Raw genomic sequence first — 15,590 nt, forward strand, 5'->3', positions numbered from 1 at the left:
TTCCACTCCGACCGATGCGAGGCCGGCATGCACGTGAACTCATCGCGACTGATGGCGGCACTGGCGAGCCAGTGGCCGGAGCACTCCGCCGCGCTGGAAGCGCTCGGGCTCACCGGCGACGTCGCCCTCCATCTGGATAGCCGGGAACTGGCCGAGGGCGATGTCTTCCTGGCGGTGCCCGGCGTGAGCGTCGATGGGCGCGACTTCATCGACCAGGCCCTGGAGGCCGGTGTCGCCGCGGTGCTGGCGCATGCCGAGCCGGGCGGGTCCGCCTCTGCCGATGCCAGGGTGATCCATCTCGAGGGATTGGCCGGGCAACTCGGCGAGCTCGGGCGGTCGTTGTTCGAGGTACCGGCATCGCTGGAGCTGATCGGCGTCACCGGGACCAATGGCAAGAGTTCGGTGACGCACTATATCGCCGCGCTGAGTCGTCTCCTGGGGCGCGATGCCGGCATGGTCGGCACCCTGGGACATGGGCGTCCCGGCGCGCTGCGCGAGGGCCGCTTGACCACGCCGGGGCCGCTGGCGCTGCAGTCGGCCCTGGGCGAGCTGGCCGCCGAAGGCGTCGAACGCGTGGCTCTGGAGGCCTCGTCCCATGCCCTGGAGCAGGAGCGGCTCGCGGGATGCCGGCTGACGACCGCCGTCTTCACCAACCTGAGCCGCGATCACCTCGACTACCACGGCAGCATGGCCGCCTATGCGGCCGCCAAGGCCAGGCTGTTCCGGCGCCCCGAGCTGCGCCTGGCGGTGGTCAATGGCGACGATCCCCTGGCGCGCCTGATGCTGGCCGGTCTGCCTGCCGGCGTGCGCGTGCTGGCGGTCGGCGATGACGAGGCGGTCACGCTGCGTGTAGTGGGCGTCGAACCCCTGCCGCAGGGGCAGCGCGCTGTCATCGCCACGCCGGAAGGGGAGCGGGTGCTGGAAATCGCTCTCATGGGCGGATTCAACCTGACCAATGTACTGCTGGCCATCGCGACCCTCCATGGCCTGGGCGAGGACCTCGAAGCGCTGTTCGCCGCCGCTGCCGAATTGGCGCCGGTGCCGGGCCGCATGCAGGTGCTGGGCGATGCCAGGGGACCGACGGTGGTGATCGACTATGCCCATACGCCGGATGCCCTGGAGAATGCCCTGCAGGCACTGAGGGCGCACCTGCCGGATCAGGGCCGCCTGTGGTGCCTGTTCGGCTGTGGCGGTGATCGGGATGCGGGCAAGCGTCCCCTGATGGCCGCTGCCGCCGAAAGATACTCGGACGTGCCGGTGATCACCGACGACAATCCGCGCAGCGAGGCGGCGGCGGCGATCCGCGAGCAGATTCTGGCCGGCCTGAGCGAGAGCGCGCGTCGCTCGGCCCGGGTCCTGGGCGGTCGGGCCGCAGCCATCCGCGAGACCATCGCCGAGGTCGATGCCGAGGATGTGATCCTGATCGCCGGCAAGGGCCACGAGACCTATCAGGAGATCGAGGGCGTGCGCCATCCGTTTTCCGATCTCGATGAGGCGCAGGCCGCACTGGCCGAGCGACACGGGGAGGCGCCGCGATGAGCGCTGTTGGTCTAGATTCCCTCGGGGCGGTGGCCCGGGCGCTGGGTGAGTCGCCGCCGGATACCGAAGTGGCCTTGACATCGATCACCACCGATACGCGCCGTCTGGGTCCGGGGGCGCTGTTCGTGGCGCTCGTCGGCGAGCGCTTTGATGCCCACGACTTCATTGCCCAGGCGCGGGAGGCCGGGGCGGCGGCAGCGCTGGTCGAGCGACGCCAGGACGATCCCTTGCCGCAACTGGAAGTCGCCGATACCCGGCTGGCGCTCGGGTTGCTGGGGCGGGCTCGGCGCCTGGCCTGGGGCGGTCCGCTGGTGGCCGTGACCGGCAACAGCGGCAAGACGACCGTCAAGCAGATGCTGGCGACCATTCTGTCGCGATCCGGCGCGACCCTGGCCACCCGGGGCAATCTCAACAACGATTTCGGCGCGCCCATGACGCTGCTCGAACTGGACGGCGAGCACCGCCGGGCGGTGGTGGAGCTGGGTGCCAATCATCTGGGCGAGATCGCCTGGACGGCCTCGCTGGCCATGCCCGACGTGGCGGTGATCACCAATGTGACCGGTGCCCATGTCGGCGAGTTCGGCGGCATGGGGCGGATTGCCCAGGCCAAGGGCGAGATCCTGGGCGGGCTGTCCCGCGATGGCGTGGCGGTTCTCAACCGCGACGACCGCTACTTCAGGTTCTGGGCGAGCCAGGCGGGATCCCGGGAAGTGCTCGACTTCGGTCTGGAGGACGAGGGGCGTCTGCGCGCCGAGACACTGGTCTGCGATGAGTTCGGGCGCTATGCTTTCACGCTGTCTTTCGATGGTCGCGAGCTGGGGCGTGTGCAATTGGCGCTGATGGGGCGGCACAATGTCGCCAATGCCCTGGCCGCGGCGGCGGCGGCCCTGGCCCTGCGAGCCGACCCGGCGGACGTGCTGGCCGGGCTGGAAGAGGTCGAACCGGTGGCCGGCCGGCTTGGCGTGTTTGCCGGACGCAATGGCGCGCGCCTGCTGGACGACACCTACAATGCCAATCCCGGTGCCGTGAAGGCGGCGCTGGAGACCCTGGCAACGTTGCCGGCGCCCCGCTGGTGCCTGTTGGGGGCCATGGGGGAGCTTGGCGAGGCGTCCGCGCACTGGCATGCCGAAGTCGGGCATCACGCGCGGACGCTGGGAATCGATTTTCTCGGTACTCTCGGCGAGGCGGCGCGGCCGGCCAGCCGTGCCTTCGGTGAAGGAGGGTACCATTTCGACGATAGAGAGGCGCTGACGCGCCATGTTCTCCACCATCTGCCGCCGGGGGCCAGCGTGCTGGTCAAGGGGTCGCGCAGTGCCGGAATGGAACACGTGGTGACCGCGCTGCGCTCGGATGCATCAAGGTAACGCATTACATGCTGCTTTTTCTGGCTGACTTCCTGGCGCAATTCCAGAGCGCCTTCAACGTATTCAATTATCTGACCCTGCGGATGATCCTGGGGACCCTGACGGCCCTGATCCTGTGCCTCTGGCTGGGACCGGTGGTGATCCGGCGCCTGGTGGAGCGCCAGATCGGCCAGGCCGTGCGCGACGATGGTCCGCAGTCGCACCTGTCCAAGGCCGGCACGCCGACCATGGGCGGCGCGATGATCCTCATGGCCATCGCCGTCAGTACCCTGCTGTGGGGGGATCTCGCCAATCACTATGTGTGGATCGTGCTGGCGGTGACACTGGGCTTCGGCGCCATCGGCTGGGTCGACGACTACCGCAAGGTGGTGGAGAAGAATCCGCGCGGCCTGCCGGCCCGCTGGAAGTACTTCTGGCAGTCGGCGATCGGCCTGGCGGCAGCGGTCATTCTCTACGTCACCGCCGCCTCGCCGGTGGAAACGAGCCTGATCGTGCCGCTGTTCAAGGACTTCGTGCTGCCCCTGGGCGTCTTCTACGTCCTGCTCAGCTATCTGGTGATCGTCGGCAGCTCCAACGCGGTGAACCTCACCGACGGCCTCGACGGTCTGGCCATCATGCCCACCGTGCTGGTGGCCATGGGGCTTGCCGTGTTCGCCTACGCCAGCGGCAATGCGGTGTTCGCCGAATACCTCCAGATTCCGATGATTCCCGGCGCCGGCGAACTGGCGGTGTTCTGCGCCACCATCGCCGGGGCGGGGCTGGGCTTTCTGTGGTTCAACACCTATCCGGCCCAGGTCTTCATGGGCGATGTGGGCGCCCTGGCCCTGGGGGCGGCGCTCGGCGTCGTGGCGGTCATCGTGCGCCAGGAGATCGTGCTGTTCATCATGGGCGGCATCTTCGTCATGGAAACCGTGTCGGTGATCCTGCAGGTGGGCTCCTACAAGCTGACCGGCCGGCGGATCTTCCGCATGGCACCGTTGCATCACCACTTCGAGCTCAAGGGGTGGCCGGAGCCGAGGGTCATCGTGCGGTTCTGGATCATCACGGTCGTACTGGTGCTGCTGGGGCTGGCCACGCTGAAGATTCGTTGAGGTTCCCGCGCGGAGCCGGAAGTCGTCGTTCACGCGAGGAGCCGTTCATGGTCAAGGTGCCCAAGGGAGTCACGCTGGTGGTCGGGCTCGGCGTCTCGGGACGAGCCATCTGCCGCCACCTGGAACGCCTGGGCCGGCGTTTCATGGTGGCCGATACCCGAGAGGCACCGCCGGGGCTCGATGCCTTCCGGGATGCCCATCCGGGGGTCGAGGTCCACTGCGGCTCGCTGGCCGGTATCGACATGCAGGAGGCGTACGAGGTGGTGCTCAGCCCGGGTGTGGATCCGCACCTGCCCGAGCTGGCCGCGCTGGAAGGGCGTGTCGGCGAGTCCGGCGATCCGCTGGTGGTGGGCGAGATGGCCCTGTTCAGGCGGGCCTGTCGAGCGCCCATCGCCGCCATCACCGGCGCCAATGCCAAGTCCACGGTGACCACCCTGCTGGGCGAGATGGCAGCCGAGGCGGGCTGGCGCGTGGCGGTGGGCGGCAATCTGGGAACCGCCGCCCTGGACCTGCTGGCCGACGCGCCCGACGCCGAACTCTATGTGCTGGAGGTCTCGAGCTTCCAGCTCGAGACCACGCCGCGGCTCGGTGCCACCACGGCGGCCTTTCTCAACCTCTCCGAGGATCATCTGGATCGTCACGGCGACATGGCCGGCTATCGTGCCGCCAAGCTTGGTATCTTCCGTGGCGCCGAGCATGGCGTGGTCAATGCCGAGGATCCCCAGACCTGGCCGGCATCGCCGTTGCCGGCACTCGAGCGTTTTTCCACCCGGCCGCCCGAGCCGGGCGAATGGGGGATCGCCCCCCACGACGATGGCAACGGGCAGCGCGCCTGGCTGATGCACGGCAACAGCCCCTTGATGCCTGCCGAGTCCCTGCGCCTGCAGGGCTTGCATCATCAGGCCAATGCGCTGGCCGCTCTGGCCATGGGCCACCGACTGGGCTTGCCGTTGTCCGCCATGACGCGGGTACTGGAGCGTTTCGGTGGGTTGCCGCATCGCTGCGAATGGATCGCCGATCTCGACGGCGTGCGCTGGATCAACGACTCCAAGGGCACCAATGTGGGGGCGACCCTGGCGGCCATCGCCGGTATCGGGCCGACCCTGGAAGGACGCGTGATCCTGCTGGCGGGGGGCGTCGGCAAGGGGGCGGATTTCACGCCGCTGGCCGCGCCGCTGCAGCGGTATGGCCGAGCGGCGATTCTGTTCGGGCGCGACGCGGACAAGCTCGAGAGCGCGCTCGAGGATGCCTTGCCCCGGCATCGGGTCGAGGATCTGTCGGCGGCCATGGAACGGGCCGCCGAGATCGCGGTGCCCGGTGACTGCGTGCTGCTGTCGCCGGCCTGTGCCAGCCTCGATCAATTTCCGAATTATCAAGCGCGTGGCGAGGCCTTTCGGCGGGCCGTCGAACGACGTGCGAGTCAGGAGGCTCCATGAGCCGCTTAGCCCGTTTGCGTGAACAACTGTCGACCCGGGATCACTTCTGCGATGGCTGGCTGCTGGTGGCCACGCTATCCCTGATGCTGATCGGCTGGGTCATGGTCACCTCCGCCTCCACGGAAGTCGCCACCAGTCTTACCGGCAACCCTTGGTACTTCAGCGTGCGTCATGGCGTCTTCGTGCTGTGTTCCATGGTGGTCGCCCTGCTGGTCTTGCGCATACCGATGGCCTGGTGGAAGGCCAACGGCCCCTTGCTGCTGCTCGTCGGCCTGGCCCTGCTGGCCCTGGTGCTGGTGGCGGGGCGCGAGGTCAATGGAAGCCGGCGTTGGCTGTCGGTCCCCGGCATTCCCTTGAATCTGCAGGCGTCGGAGATCGCCAAGCTGTGCCTGATCGTCTATCTGGCGGGCTATCTGGAGCGTTTCCTCCCCCAGGTGCGTCGTCACTGGGGCGCCTTTCTCCGCCCGCTGATGGTCATGGCGGTCATGGGCGTCCTGCTGATCTTCGAGCCGGATTATGGCGCGGTGGTGGTCATGACGGGATGCGTCATGGGCATGCTGCTGATGGCGGGGGCGCCCTGGGGACGCTTCTTGCTGTTGATGGGACTGGTGGCAGCGCTGGGTGCCGCGCTGGCCATCGCCGAACCCTATCGGATGGCGCGTCTGACCAGCTTCGTCGACCCCTGGGCCGATCAGTTCGCCAGCGGCTATCAGTTGACCCAGGCGTTGATCGCCTTCGGGCGCGGGGAATGGTTCGGTACCGGGCTCGGCAACAGCGTTCAGAAGCTGTTCTACCTGCCCGAGGCCCATACCGACTTCGTGTTCGCCGTGCTGGCCGAGGAACTGGGCATGATCGGCGCCGTCGCCGTGATCGGACTGTTTGCCTTGCTGGTCTGGCGCGCCATGGCGGTGGGCCGGCGCGCTGAACTGGCCAAGCGGCCCTTTGCGGCCTATCTCTGTTATGGCATCGCCCTGGTGATCGGAGCCCAGGCGTTCATCAACATCGCGGTGAGTACCGGGATGTTGCCGACCAAGGGGTTGACGTTGCCGCTGCTCAGTTACGGCGGCTCGAGCCTGGTGATAAGTGCCGTGATGGTCGGCATGCTGCTGAGGGTCGACATCGAGACGAGGCAGGCCAGGCGACGCGAACAACCCGCTGCGCCAAGGACAGGAGAGGCCCGATCATGAAGGATGACGAGACACGCCGGGTGTTGATCATGGCCGGAGGCACCGGTGGGCATGTGATTCCCGCCCTGTCGCTGGCCGCCGCGCTCGCCGAACGCGGCGTCGAGGTGCAGTGGCTGGGCAGTCCGCGAGGTATCGAGAATCGTCTGGTGCCGGAGGCCGGCATCCCGTTGCATCGCATCGCGGTGAGCGGACTGCGCGGCAAGGGCGTGACCGGTTGGCTGGCGGCGCCCTGGCGACTGGTGCGGGCGATTCTCCAGGCGCGCCGGGTGGTGCGCGATTTCGATCCGCAGCTGGTGGTGGGACTCGGGGGCTTCGCCAGTGGTCCCGGCGGGCTGGCCGCCTGGCTTGCTCGCCGCCCCCTGGTGATCCATGAGCAGAATGCCGTGGCCGGCCTGACGAACCGCGTATTGTCGCGACTGGCCAAGCGTACCTTTGCGGCCTTCCCCCAGGCATTTCCGGGGCGCGGCGAGGTGGTCGGCAACCCGGTGCGTGCCGAGATCGCCGCGCTCGGCGATCATCCCCGCGAGGCGGCGACGATGCGCGAGCGACCCCTGCGCCTGCTGGTGGTCGGCGGATCGCTGGGCGCCCAGGCCCTGAACGAACGACTTCCCGAGGCGCTGGCGACGCTTTCGGTCGAGCGCCGCCCCGAGGTATGTCACCAGGCAGGCCGTGACAAGGACGAAGCGACCCGGGCACGCTATGACGAACACGCCGTACAGGCACGGGTCCCGGCCTTCATCGACGATATGGCCGAGGCCTATGACTGGGCCGACCTGGTGGTGTGCCGTGCCGGTGCCCTGACGGTGGCGGAACTGGCGGCGGCCGCCAAGCCGGCGCTGTTCGTGCCGTTTCCGCACGCGGTGGACGACCACCAGACCGCCAATGCCGCGGCGCTGGTCGAGGAGGGCGCCGCTTCGCTGATGCCCCAGGATGAGATGAGCGTGGCGGCGCTGGCCGAACGCCTGGCGACGCTGCTGGATCCCGATACATTGGCCGCCATGGCCTCGCAGGCCCGGCGCTGCGCGCGCCTCGATGCCATGGAACGCCTGGCGGCCGGCTGCATGGAGACAGGTTTTGAGTGATGACAGACTAGGACCGGTCCCCGGTCAGGCGAATCCGCCGCGCCATGGGCGTGGTCTGGGAATGCGTCGTATCCGGCGCATTCATTTCGTCGGCATCGGCGGTGCCGGCATGTGCGGCATCGCCGAGGTGCTGGCCAATCAGGGGTATGCGGTCAGCGGCAGTGACCTCAAGCCTTCGCCGGTGGTGACGCGTCTGCGCGAGTGCGGTATCACGGTCGCCATCGGGCATGCCGAGGAGAACGCCCGGGATGCCGATGTCGTGGTGGTTTCGACCGCCGTCGACGAGACCAATCCCGAGATCCGCTGGGCCCAGCAGCATCGCATACCGGTAGTGCGCCGGGCCGAGATGCTCGCCGAACTGATGCGTTTCCGTCACGGCATTGCCGTGGCCGGCACCCATGGCAAGACGACCACGACCAGCCTGACGGCGACGCTGCTCGGCGAAGGAGGGCTCGACCCGACCTTCGTGATCGGCGGTCGGCTGACCAGTGCCGGTGTCAACGCGCGTCTGGGGGAGGGCGACTATCTGGTGGCAGAGGCCGACGAGTCCGATGCCTCCTTCCTGCACCTGCAGCCCATGGTGGCCATCGTCACCAACATCGATGCCGATCACATGGCGACCTATGGCGGCGACTTCGAACGGCTCAAGGGCACCTTCATCGAGTTCCTGCACAACCTGCCGTTCTACGGTCTGGCGGTGCTGTGCATCGATGACGCCAATGTGCGCGGGCTGATCGAGAGGGTCAATCGCCAGTTCGTTACCTACGGGTTCAGCGAGGATGCCGATTATCGTCTCGAGAACTTCGTGCAGCATGGCGGCGAGGTAAGCTTCATCGCGCGTCGCCCCGATGGGCTGGCCCCGCTCGAAGTGCGGTTGGCCATGCCGGGCGAGCACAATGCCTTGAATGCCATGGCCGCCATCGCGGTGGCCAGCGACGCGGGGGTCGAGGATGCGGCCATCCTGCGTGGCCTGGCGAGCTTTGCCGGGGTCGGCCGTCGCTTCCAGGTGCACGGCCACTTCGCCTCACCGCAAGGCGAGGGCGAGGTCATGCTGGTGGATGATTACGGCCATCATCCCCGGGAAGTGGAAATGGTCATCAAGGCGGTCCGGGAAGGGTGGCCCGAGCGGCGTCTGGTGATGCTCTACCAACCGCATCGCTATTCGCGCACTCGCGATCTGTTCGAGGATTTCGTGCGGGTGCTGGCGGGTGTCGATACGCTGCTGCTGCTGGATGTCTACAGTGCCGGCGAGTCGCCGCTGCCAGGTGCCGACGGCCGTACCCTGGCGGGCTCCATTCGTCAGCGTGGCGAAGTCGACCCCATCTTCGTGCAGGACAAGAGCGAGCTGCCGGAGTTGCTGGCCAAGGTGCTGCGCCCCGGTGATATCCTGATCACGCAAGGGGCGGGTGATGTGGGCGGTATTTCCCAGAAGTTGTCCGATGCCCGGCTGGTGCTTGACGAGGTGACGCTATGACGATCGACCATGGACGGGTAGTGGTGCTTTACGGCGGGGATTCCGCCGAACGTGAAGTGTCGCTGAAAAGCGGCGAGGCAATATTGGCGGCGCTCCAGCGTGGCGGTGTGGCGCCGATCGCCTTCGATCCGGCAGAAGGCGGGTTGGCAGGGCTCGAGGCCCTGGCGCCGGATCGGGTGTTCATCGCCTTGCATGGCCGGGGCGGAGAGGACGGGACCCTGCAGGGTGCCCTGGACTTGCTGGGCATTCCCTACACCGGCAGTGGCGTGCTGGCCTCGGCGCTGGGCATGGACAAGCAGCGCACCAAGCTGGTCTGGCAGGCCCTTGGGCTGCCGACGCCCGAGTGCGTGATGCTGAATGCCGAATCCGACTGGAACGCGGTGGTCGAGCGGCTCGGCTTGCCGCTGATCGTCAAGCCGGTCCACGAGGGCTCGACCCTGGGAATCACCATCGTCGATAGTGCCGAAACCCTGGCGGCGGCCTACCGGGATGCGGCGCGCTATGATGCGCGGGTCATGGCCGAGCGTTTCATTCAAGGCGAGGAATATACGGTGTCGCTGCTCGGCGACGAGGCGCTGCCGGCGATCCGCGTGGAAGTGCCGAGCGGTTTCTATGATTACGAAGCCAAGTACCTGTCCGACGAGACGCTTTACCACCTGCCATGCGGTCTGTCGGAAACGGATGAGAAGGCCTTGGCCGAGTTGTGTCGCGAGGCTTTCGAGGCCGTCGGTTGCCGTGGCTGGGGCCGCGTGGATGTCATGCGCGATGACCAGGGCCGTTTCTGGCTGCTCGAGGTCAATACCGTGCCGGGCATGACCGATCACAGTCTGGTGCCCCAGGCCGCGGCGCATGCCGGTATCGATTTCGATACCCTGGTGCTGCGCATTCTCGACACCGCCGGGCGGTGCGACTGACATGGCGCGTCGTTCCTCCCTCATCGGTCTGCTGCTGCTGGCGCTCTTGCTCGGCGCCGGTGGCCGCGCCCTGTGGTTGTGGCTGGATCGTCCCATCGAACGGGTGTCGATCAGGGGCGAACTGCACCATGTCAGCGCCGATTATCTGCGCAACAAGCTGGCACCGCTCGTCCAGGGTCAGACCTGGTTGTCGGTGGATATCGATGCCATGCGCGAGCAGGCTCGGGAGATCGGCTGGTTGCGCGAGGTGAGGTTGCATCGTGAGTGGCCCAATGCCCTGCGCTTCGAACTGGAGGAGCAGGTGCCGGTGGCGCGCTGGAACGATGACCGGCTGCTCAATGCCGAGGGTGAACCCTTTGACTTCACTCCCGTGACCCCGCCGGAGGGGCTTCCGGACTTGTCCGGCCCCGAAGGCAGTGGTGCCGAGGTGCTGGCTTATCACGATCAATTGGTGTCGCGTTTTGCCGACCAGCATCTCGATGTACGCCAGTTGCGGCTCGAACCCAGGGGGGCCTGGCGTTTCCAACTGGACGATGGTGTCTGGGTGATGCTGGGCCGGAATCACCGGGCAGGGCGCCTGGAACGATTCGAGGCCGCCTGGCGTCGAGAGCTTGGTGAATGGGCGTCGCACATTCGCTACATCGATCTTCGTTATCCCAATGGTGTTGCCGTTGCCTGGCATGGTGAAACCGAACCCGTCGAAGGCGATTCCGAAGTCGAAGGTTGAAGGCTCGGGGGTACGAATCGTCCGCCCGACGTGGCCTGGGGGTATTCCTTTAATGCGAAAATAGCCGTATCGTTGAGGGCCGTTTTTCGGTTATGGGCTGGTGGAACGGCGCGAATTGTTCCTATAATTAGTCCAGCTTTTTTCGTGACAAACATGCATTTCCCCTAGCGGGTCTGGCTCGAGGAGAATTCCCGGCTCATGGCAGGTCCATCCAATGTGTCCAATATGGTAGTCGGGCTGGATATCGGAACATCCAAGGTCGTGGCGATCGTGGGGCAACCCACTGACGATGGCGGAATCGAAATTGCCGGTATCGGCTCCCATCCCTCTCGAGGAATGAAGAAGGGGGTGGTGATCAATATCGAGTCCACGGTGCAGTCGATCCAGCGCGCCGTGGAAGAAGCCGAACTCATGGCCGGTTGCGATATTCATTCCGTGTACGTGGGAATCGCCGGGAGCCATATCAGCTCGATGAATTCCGACGGTGTGGTGGCGATCAAGGAACGCGAGGTCGCCCCCTCCGATATCGATCGCGTCATCGATTCGGCCCGTGCGCGGGCCATTTCCGAGGGCCAGCGCGTCCTGCATGTGCTGCCCCAGGAGTTCGCCATCGACACCCAGGGCGGTATCCGCGAGCCCCTGGGCATGTCCGGCGTGCGCCTCGAGGCACGGGTGCATCTGGTCACCGCGGCGCTGAATGCCGTGCAGAACATCGAGAAGTGCGTGCGTCGCTGCGGACTCGATGTCGACGCCATCATCCTCGAGCAACTGGCGTCGAGCCATGCCGTGCTCACTGAGGACGAGCGGGAGCTCGGCGTGTGCGTGGTGGACATCGGCGGCGGCACGACGGATATCGCGGTGTTTACCGAAGGGGCCATCCGCCATACGGCGGTGATCCCCATCGCCGGGGATCAGGTCACCAACGACATCGCCATGGCGTTGCGCACGCCGACCCAGCACGCCGAGGAAATCAAGGTCAAGTATGCCTGTGCCCTGACGCAGCTGGCATCCGGCGATGAAATGATCAAGGTGCCCAGTGTCGGCGACCGGGCGGCTCGCGATCTGTCGCGGCAGTCGCTGGCCGAGGTCGTCGAGCCGCGATACGAGGAACTTTTCACTCTCGTGCGCGACGAACTGCGGCGCAGCGGCTATGAGGATCTCGTGGCTGCCGGCGTGGTACTGACCGGTGGCACATCACGCATGGAAGGCGTGGTCGAACTGGCTGAAGAGATCTTCCACATGCCGGTACGTATCGCCTGCCCGCAGAATGTCCGCGGGCTCGCCGATGTGGTGCGCAATCCGATTTATTCGACGGGGGTCGGTTTGCTACATTACGCTCTGAATGAGACCCGTCAGGGGCTCGGCCACCAGGAGCGCGATGGCGGTCTCTCGGCGCAACCGAGACGTGGTGACGTCTCCCGGCGTGGACCAGAGGAAGGGACTCCGGCGCTGGTAAGGCTCAAGAGCTGGTTCAAAGGAAATTTCTGACAGGGCCGCCCGAGCGGTCCAGGAGACGGGGCTAATGTTCGAATTAGTGGATAGCGCACCTTCTAGCAGTGCGGTTATCAAGGTGATCGGTGTCGGTGGCGGCGGTGGCAATGCCGTCAACCACATGGTCGAGAGCAGCATCGAAGGCGTGGAGTTCATCTGTGCCAATACCGATGCCCAGGCGCTGAAGAGCGTGTCGGCCAAGACCGTTCTCCAGCTCGGCAGCGAGATCACCAAGGGCCTGGGAGCTGGTGCCAGCCCCGAGGTCGGTCGCCAGGCGGCCATGGAGGATCGCGAGCGCATCGCCGAGTTGCTGGGTGGCGCCGACATGGTCTTCATCACTGCCGGCATGGGCGGTGGCACCGGAACCGGCGGCGCGCCGGTGGTGGCGCAGGTCGCCAAGGAACTCGGCATCCTCACCGTCGCGGTGGTGACTCGTCCCTTCCCCTTCGAGGGGCCCAAGCGGATGCGTTCCGCCGAGGAGGGCATGAAGGAGCTCTCCGAGCATGTCGACTCGCTGATCACCATCCCCAACGAGAAGCTGCTGTCGGTGCTGGGCAAGAGCGCGAGCCTGTTGTCGGCCTTCAGCGCCGCCAATGATGTCCTGCTCGGTGCCGTTCAGGGTATCGCCGAGCTGATCACCAGCCCCGGCATCATCAACGTCGACTTTGCCGACGTGCGTACCGTGATGTCCGAAATGGGCATGGCGATGATGGGCACGGGGGGAGCAACCGGCGAGAATCGTGCCCGCGAGGCGGCCGAGAAGGCCATTCGCAGCCCCTTGCTCGAGGACATCGATCTGCACGGTGCCCGGGGTATCCTGGTCAACATCACGGCCGGCCCGGACCTCTCCATCGGGGAGTTCAACGATGTGGGTGCCACGGTCCAGGAGTTCGCTTCCCAGGATGCGACCATCGTCGTCGGTACTTCCATCGACATGGAGATGAGCGACGAGCTGCGTGTCACCGTGGTGGCTGCCGGTCTGGATGGTCAGCGTCAGGCGCCTTCAGCCAGCCGCGAGACGGCAACCCGTCGCAGCGATGCGGCCGCGGTGCGTCAGCAGGCAGCCGCCAGTCGCGCCCAGCAGAATCGCTCTGCCGCCGCGTCCAAGCCCGAGCCGCAGGACTCGCCGCGTTCGCAGCCGCAGCCGGAAGCGCGCAAGTCCCAGGAGCTGGATGACTATCTGGATATTCCGGCCTTCCTGCGCCGTCAGGCCGATTGACGCGGGCTATCGTTCGCATAGGCAGTGGTCGATGATGTTATTTTTTGTTGAAACGTGCGTTCGGTGTTATAGTGAACGGTGTTTGATAATCAACGACTGCCTGGCGAACGCCCATGATTAGACAACGCACGCTCAAGAACGTCATTCGCGCCACTGGCGTCGGCCTGCATTCGGGCAAGAAGGTCTACCTGACCCTGCGCCCTGCACCCGTCGACACTGGCATTGTCTTCGTGCGCACCGACCTGGAGCCCGAAGTTCAAATTCCGGCCCGTGCCGAGAACGTCACCGACACGACCCTGTGTACGGCCCTGTCCCAGGACGGTGTCAAGGTGGCGACCGTCGAGCACCTGATGTCCGCCCTGGCCGGACTCGGCATCGACAATGCCTATGTCGATGTCAGCGCGCCCGAGGTGCCGATCATGGACGGCAGCGCCGGGCCCTTCGTGTTTCTCATCCAGTCGGCGGGCATCGCCGAGCAGGATGCGCCGAAGCAATTCATCCGCATCAAGCGCGAAGTGGTGGTGCGCGACGGCGACAAGGAAGCGATGTTCCTGCCTTATCAGGGCTTCAAGGTTTCCTTCGCCATCGACTTCGATCATCCGGTGTTCGAAGAGCAGAAGCAGACCGCCACGGTCGATTTCTCCACGACGTCTTTCGTCAAGGAAGTGTCGCGAGCCCGTACGTTCGGCTTCATGCGCGATCTCGAGCACCTTCGCTCGAACAATCTGGCGCTTGGCGGCAGCCTCGACAACGCCATCGTGGTCGACGACTACCGCATCGTGAACGAAGGTGGGCTGCGCTACGACGACGAGTTCGTCAAGCACAAGGTGCTGGATGCCATCGGTGATCTCTACCAGCTGGGCCACAGCCTGATCGGCGAGTTCCGCGGCGTGAAGTCCGGCCATGCGCTCAACAACCAGTTGTGTCGCGCCCTGATCGCCAATCCCCAGGCCTGGGAAATCGTCACTTTCGAGGATGAAACCCAGAAGGCTCCGATCTCCTACGCGGCGCCCGCCATGGCCTGATGCCACGCCAGGTGTTTCGTTGCAGTGCAGTCCTTGACCGCCGCCCTTGATGGGCGGCGGTTTCGCATGGGCGCGTGGTGGGGCGGTTCAGGATTCGGCGTGCGAGGCGAGACGTTCCAGGGCGCGTTTCAGGCGTGGGTTATCGACGTCGGCGGCACAGCTGGACAGTTCGTCGGCAGCGCGGGAGGGGAGATGGCGCGTCTGGCGCATCGGTGTCTTGGGCGGGCGGACGGGTCTGACCTTGAGGTCGAAGCCGCTGACCGCCTCGAAGCCGGCGAGTTCGTGCAGTCGCTTGAGCAGGCGCGGCTGTTCGTAACGGAGCCTCGTCAGCCAGGTGGCACGGTCGGTGATCAGGGTCAGCCGCCCCTCCCGGAAGCCACCGACGTAAAGGTGCTCGCCGAGTTCGGCGGGAAGCTGGGCCCGCAGATGAGCCTGGGCACGCTCGATCAGGCGTGCCATTCGCATCAATGATCCCAGTTCGCCCTGGCCCTCCAGGAGCCTCGACATGGGCTGGGCTCGGAACCGCTTAACCTTTATACTCATCAGCTTGATTCTCGGGGGCATCCCCCTGACACGATGCATGGTCGTCGCGCCGGACGTCGGCGGCCGTTGAACAGCCAGAGCCTAGCACGCACGGGAGTTTCTCGACAGCATGGCCACCACGCTCACCGCGGACACATGCGCCTCCGGGGCGCCGACGCGACGCCCTCGAGGCGCGCCGGCACGTTGGTGGCTGGCGGGGTTGCTGGTGGGTTGCCTGTTGCCGGCCGGACTCTCCCAGGCCGAGTGGCGCCCCATCGAGCGCGTCGTGCAGATGTGCATCCTGGCACCGGCGCTGATTCGCGCCAGTTCACAGCTCCAGGCACGGCGCCGGTCGCGCCGCCGCTGGCCCTCCCGGGTGGCGCCATGTCGCCCGACCGGACAGGCTCGCCCGGTGATTCGTCGCGAGCCGCTGCGGGCCGTTGCTGCCCATGATGTCCTGACTCGCCGTGGCCCGCCATCCTGCATCCCGGGATGAGTGACGAAGCGGCCGTGCCCGAG

Annotated in this window: 14 protein-coding genes; 13 read left to right on the forward strand and 1 reads right to left on the reverse strand. The window is 66.2% G+C overall.

Annotated elements, in window-relative coordinates; genetic code table 11:
* Positions 1-27 precede the first annotated feature (27 nt).
* The 12 genes from HELO_RS05170 to lpxC all read left to right on the forward strand — a co-directional run bounded on the left by HELO_RS05170 (position 28) and on the right by lpxC (position 14,549).
* Positions 28-1,539 (forward strand): UDP-N-acetylmuramoyl-L-alanyl-D-glutamate--2,6-diaminopimelate ligase, encoded by a 1,512-nt coding sequence (locus tag HELO_RS05170; RefSeq protein WP_013331712.1) that lies wholly within the window; start codon positions 28-30, stop codon positions 1,537-1,539.
* On the forward strand, positions 1,536-2,903 hold the full coding sequence (locus HELO_RS05175; protein ID WP_013331713.1) for a UDP-N-acetylmuramoyl-tripeptide--D-alanyl-D-alanine ligase: 1,368 nt from the start codon (positions 1,536-1,538) through the stop codon (positions 2,901-2,903). Before HELO_RS05170 ends, HELO_RS05175 begins: the two co-directional genes overlap by 4 nt.
* An 8-nt stretch (positions 2,904-2,911) precedes the next feature.
* Positions 2,912-3,994 (forward strand): phospho-N-acetylmuramoyl-pentapeptide-transferase, encoded by a 1,083-nt coding sequence (gene mraY / locus HELO_RS05180; RefSeq protein WP_013331714.1) that lies wholly within the window; start codon positions 2,912-2,914, stop codon positions 3,992-3,994.
* A 47-nt stretch (positions 3,995-4,041) separates the two neighbouring features.
* The gene (gene murD, locus HELO_RS05185; protein WP_109637345.1) at positions 4,042-5,430 is read left to right on the forward strand and encodes a UDP-N-acetylmuramoyl-L-alanine--D-glutamate ligase; all 1,389 of its coding nucleotides are present in this window, start codon (positions 4,042-4,044) and stop codon (positions 5,428-5,430) included.
* Positions 5,427-6,617, forward strand: a complete 1,191-nt coding sequence (gene ftsW, locus HELO_RS05190; protein WP_013331717.1) for a putative lipid II flippase FtsW — start codon at positions 5,427-5,429, stop codon at positions 6,615-6,617. Before murD ends, ftsW begins: the two co-directional genes overlap by 4 nt.
* Positions 6,614-7,699, forward strand: a complete 1,086-nt coding sequence (gene murG / locus HELO_RS05195) for an undecaprenyldiphospho-muramoylpentapeptide beta-N-acetylglucosaminyltransferase (protein ID WP_013331718.1) — start codon at positions 6,614-6,616, stop codon at positions 7,697-7,699. Before ftsW ends, murG begins: the two co-directional genes overlap by 4 nt.
* Before the next feature lie 61 nt (positions 7,700-7,760).
* Positions 7,761-9,173 (forward strand): UDP-N-acetylmuramate--L-alanine ligase, encoded by a 1,413-nt coding sequence (murC, locus tag HELO_RS05200; protein WP_049786192.1) that lies wholly within the window; start codon positions 7,761-7,763, stop codon positions 9,171-9,173.
* A complete protein-coding gene (locus HELO_RS05205) occupies positions 9,170-10,087 on the forward strand; it encodes a D-alanine--D-alanine ligase (RefSeq protein WP_013331720.1) in 918 nt (305 codons plus the stop codon). Before murC ends, HELO_RS05205 begins: the two co-directional genes overlap by 4 nt.
* 1 nt (position 10,088) lies before the next feature.
* Positions 10,089-10,814 (forward strand): cell division protein FtsQ/DivIB, encoded by a 726-nt coding sequence (locus HELO_RS05210; RefSeq protein ID WP_013331721.1) that lies wholly within the window; start codon positions 10,089-10,091, stop codon positions 10,812-10,814.
* 198 nt (positions 10,815-11,012) lie between these two features.
* Positions 11,013-12,302, forward strand: a complete 1,290-nt coding sequence (gene ftsA / locus HELO_RS05215) for a cell division protein FtsA (protein ID WP_013331722.1) — start codon at positions 11,013-11,015, stop codon at positions 12,300-12,302.
* A gap of 34 nt (positions 12,303-12,336) precedes the next feature.
* Complete coding sequence (gene ftsZ / locus HELO_RS05220; protein ID WP_013331723.1) at positions 12,337-13,524, forward strand: cell division protein FtsZ; 1,188 nt, start codon at positions 12,337-12,339, stop codon at positions 13,522-13,524.
* Between the two features lie 113 nt (positions 13,525-13,637).
* The gene (lpxC, locus tag HELO_RS05225) at positions 13,638-14,549 is read left to right on the forward strand and encodes a UDP-3-O-acyl-N-acetylglucosamine deacetylase (protein WP_013331724.1); all 912 of its coding nucleotides are present in this window, start codon (positions 13,638-13,640) and stop codon (positions 14,547-14,549) included.
* Positions 14,550-14,636: 87 nt separating this feature from the next.
* Here the strand turns inward: lpxC and HELO_RS05230 are convergent, their stop codons facing one another.
* The gene (locus HELO_RS05230; RefSeq protein ID WP_232519619.1) at positions 14,637-15,056 is read right to left on the reverse strand and encodes a DUF721 domain-containing protein; all 420 of its coding nucleotides are present in this window, start codon (positions 15,054-15,056) and stop codon (positions 14,637-14,639) included.
* Positions 15,057-15,201: 145 nt separating this feature from the next.
* Here HELO_RS05230 and HELO_RS05235 point away from each other — a divergent pair, with 145 nt between their 5' ends.
* Positions 15,202-15,567 (forward strand): hypothetical protein, encoded by a 366-nt coding sequence (locus tag HELO_RS05235; RefSeq protein ID WP_013331726.1) that lies wholly within the window; start codon positions 15,202-15,204, stop codon positions 15,565-15,567.
* The last annotated feature ends 23 nt before the right edge of the window (positions 15,568-15,590 follow it).

The sequence above is a fragment of the Halomonas elongata DSM 2581 genome, assembly GCF_000196875.2.
Classification (GTDB): domain Bacteria; phylum Pseudomonadota; class Gammaproteobacteria; order Pseudomonadales; family Halomonadaceae; genus Halomonas; species Halomonas elongata.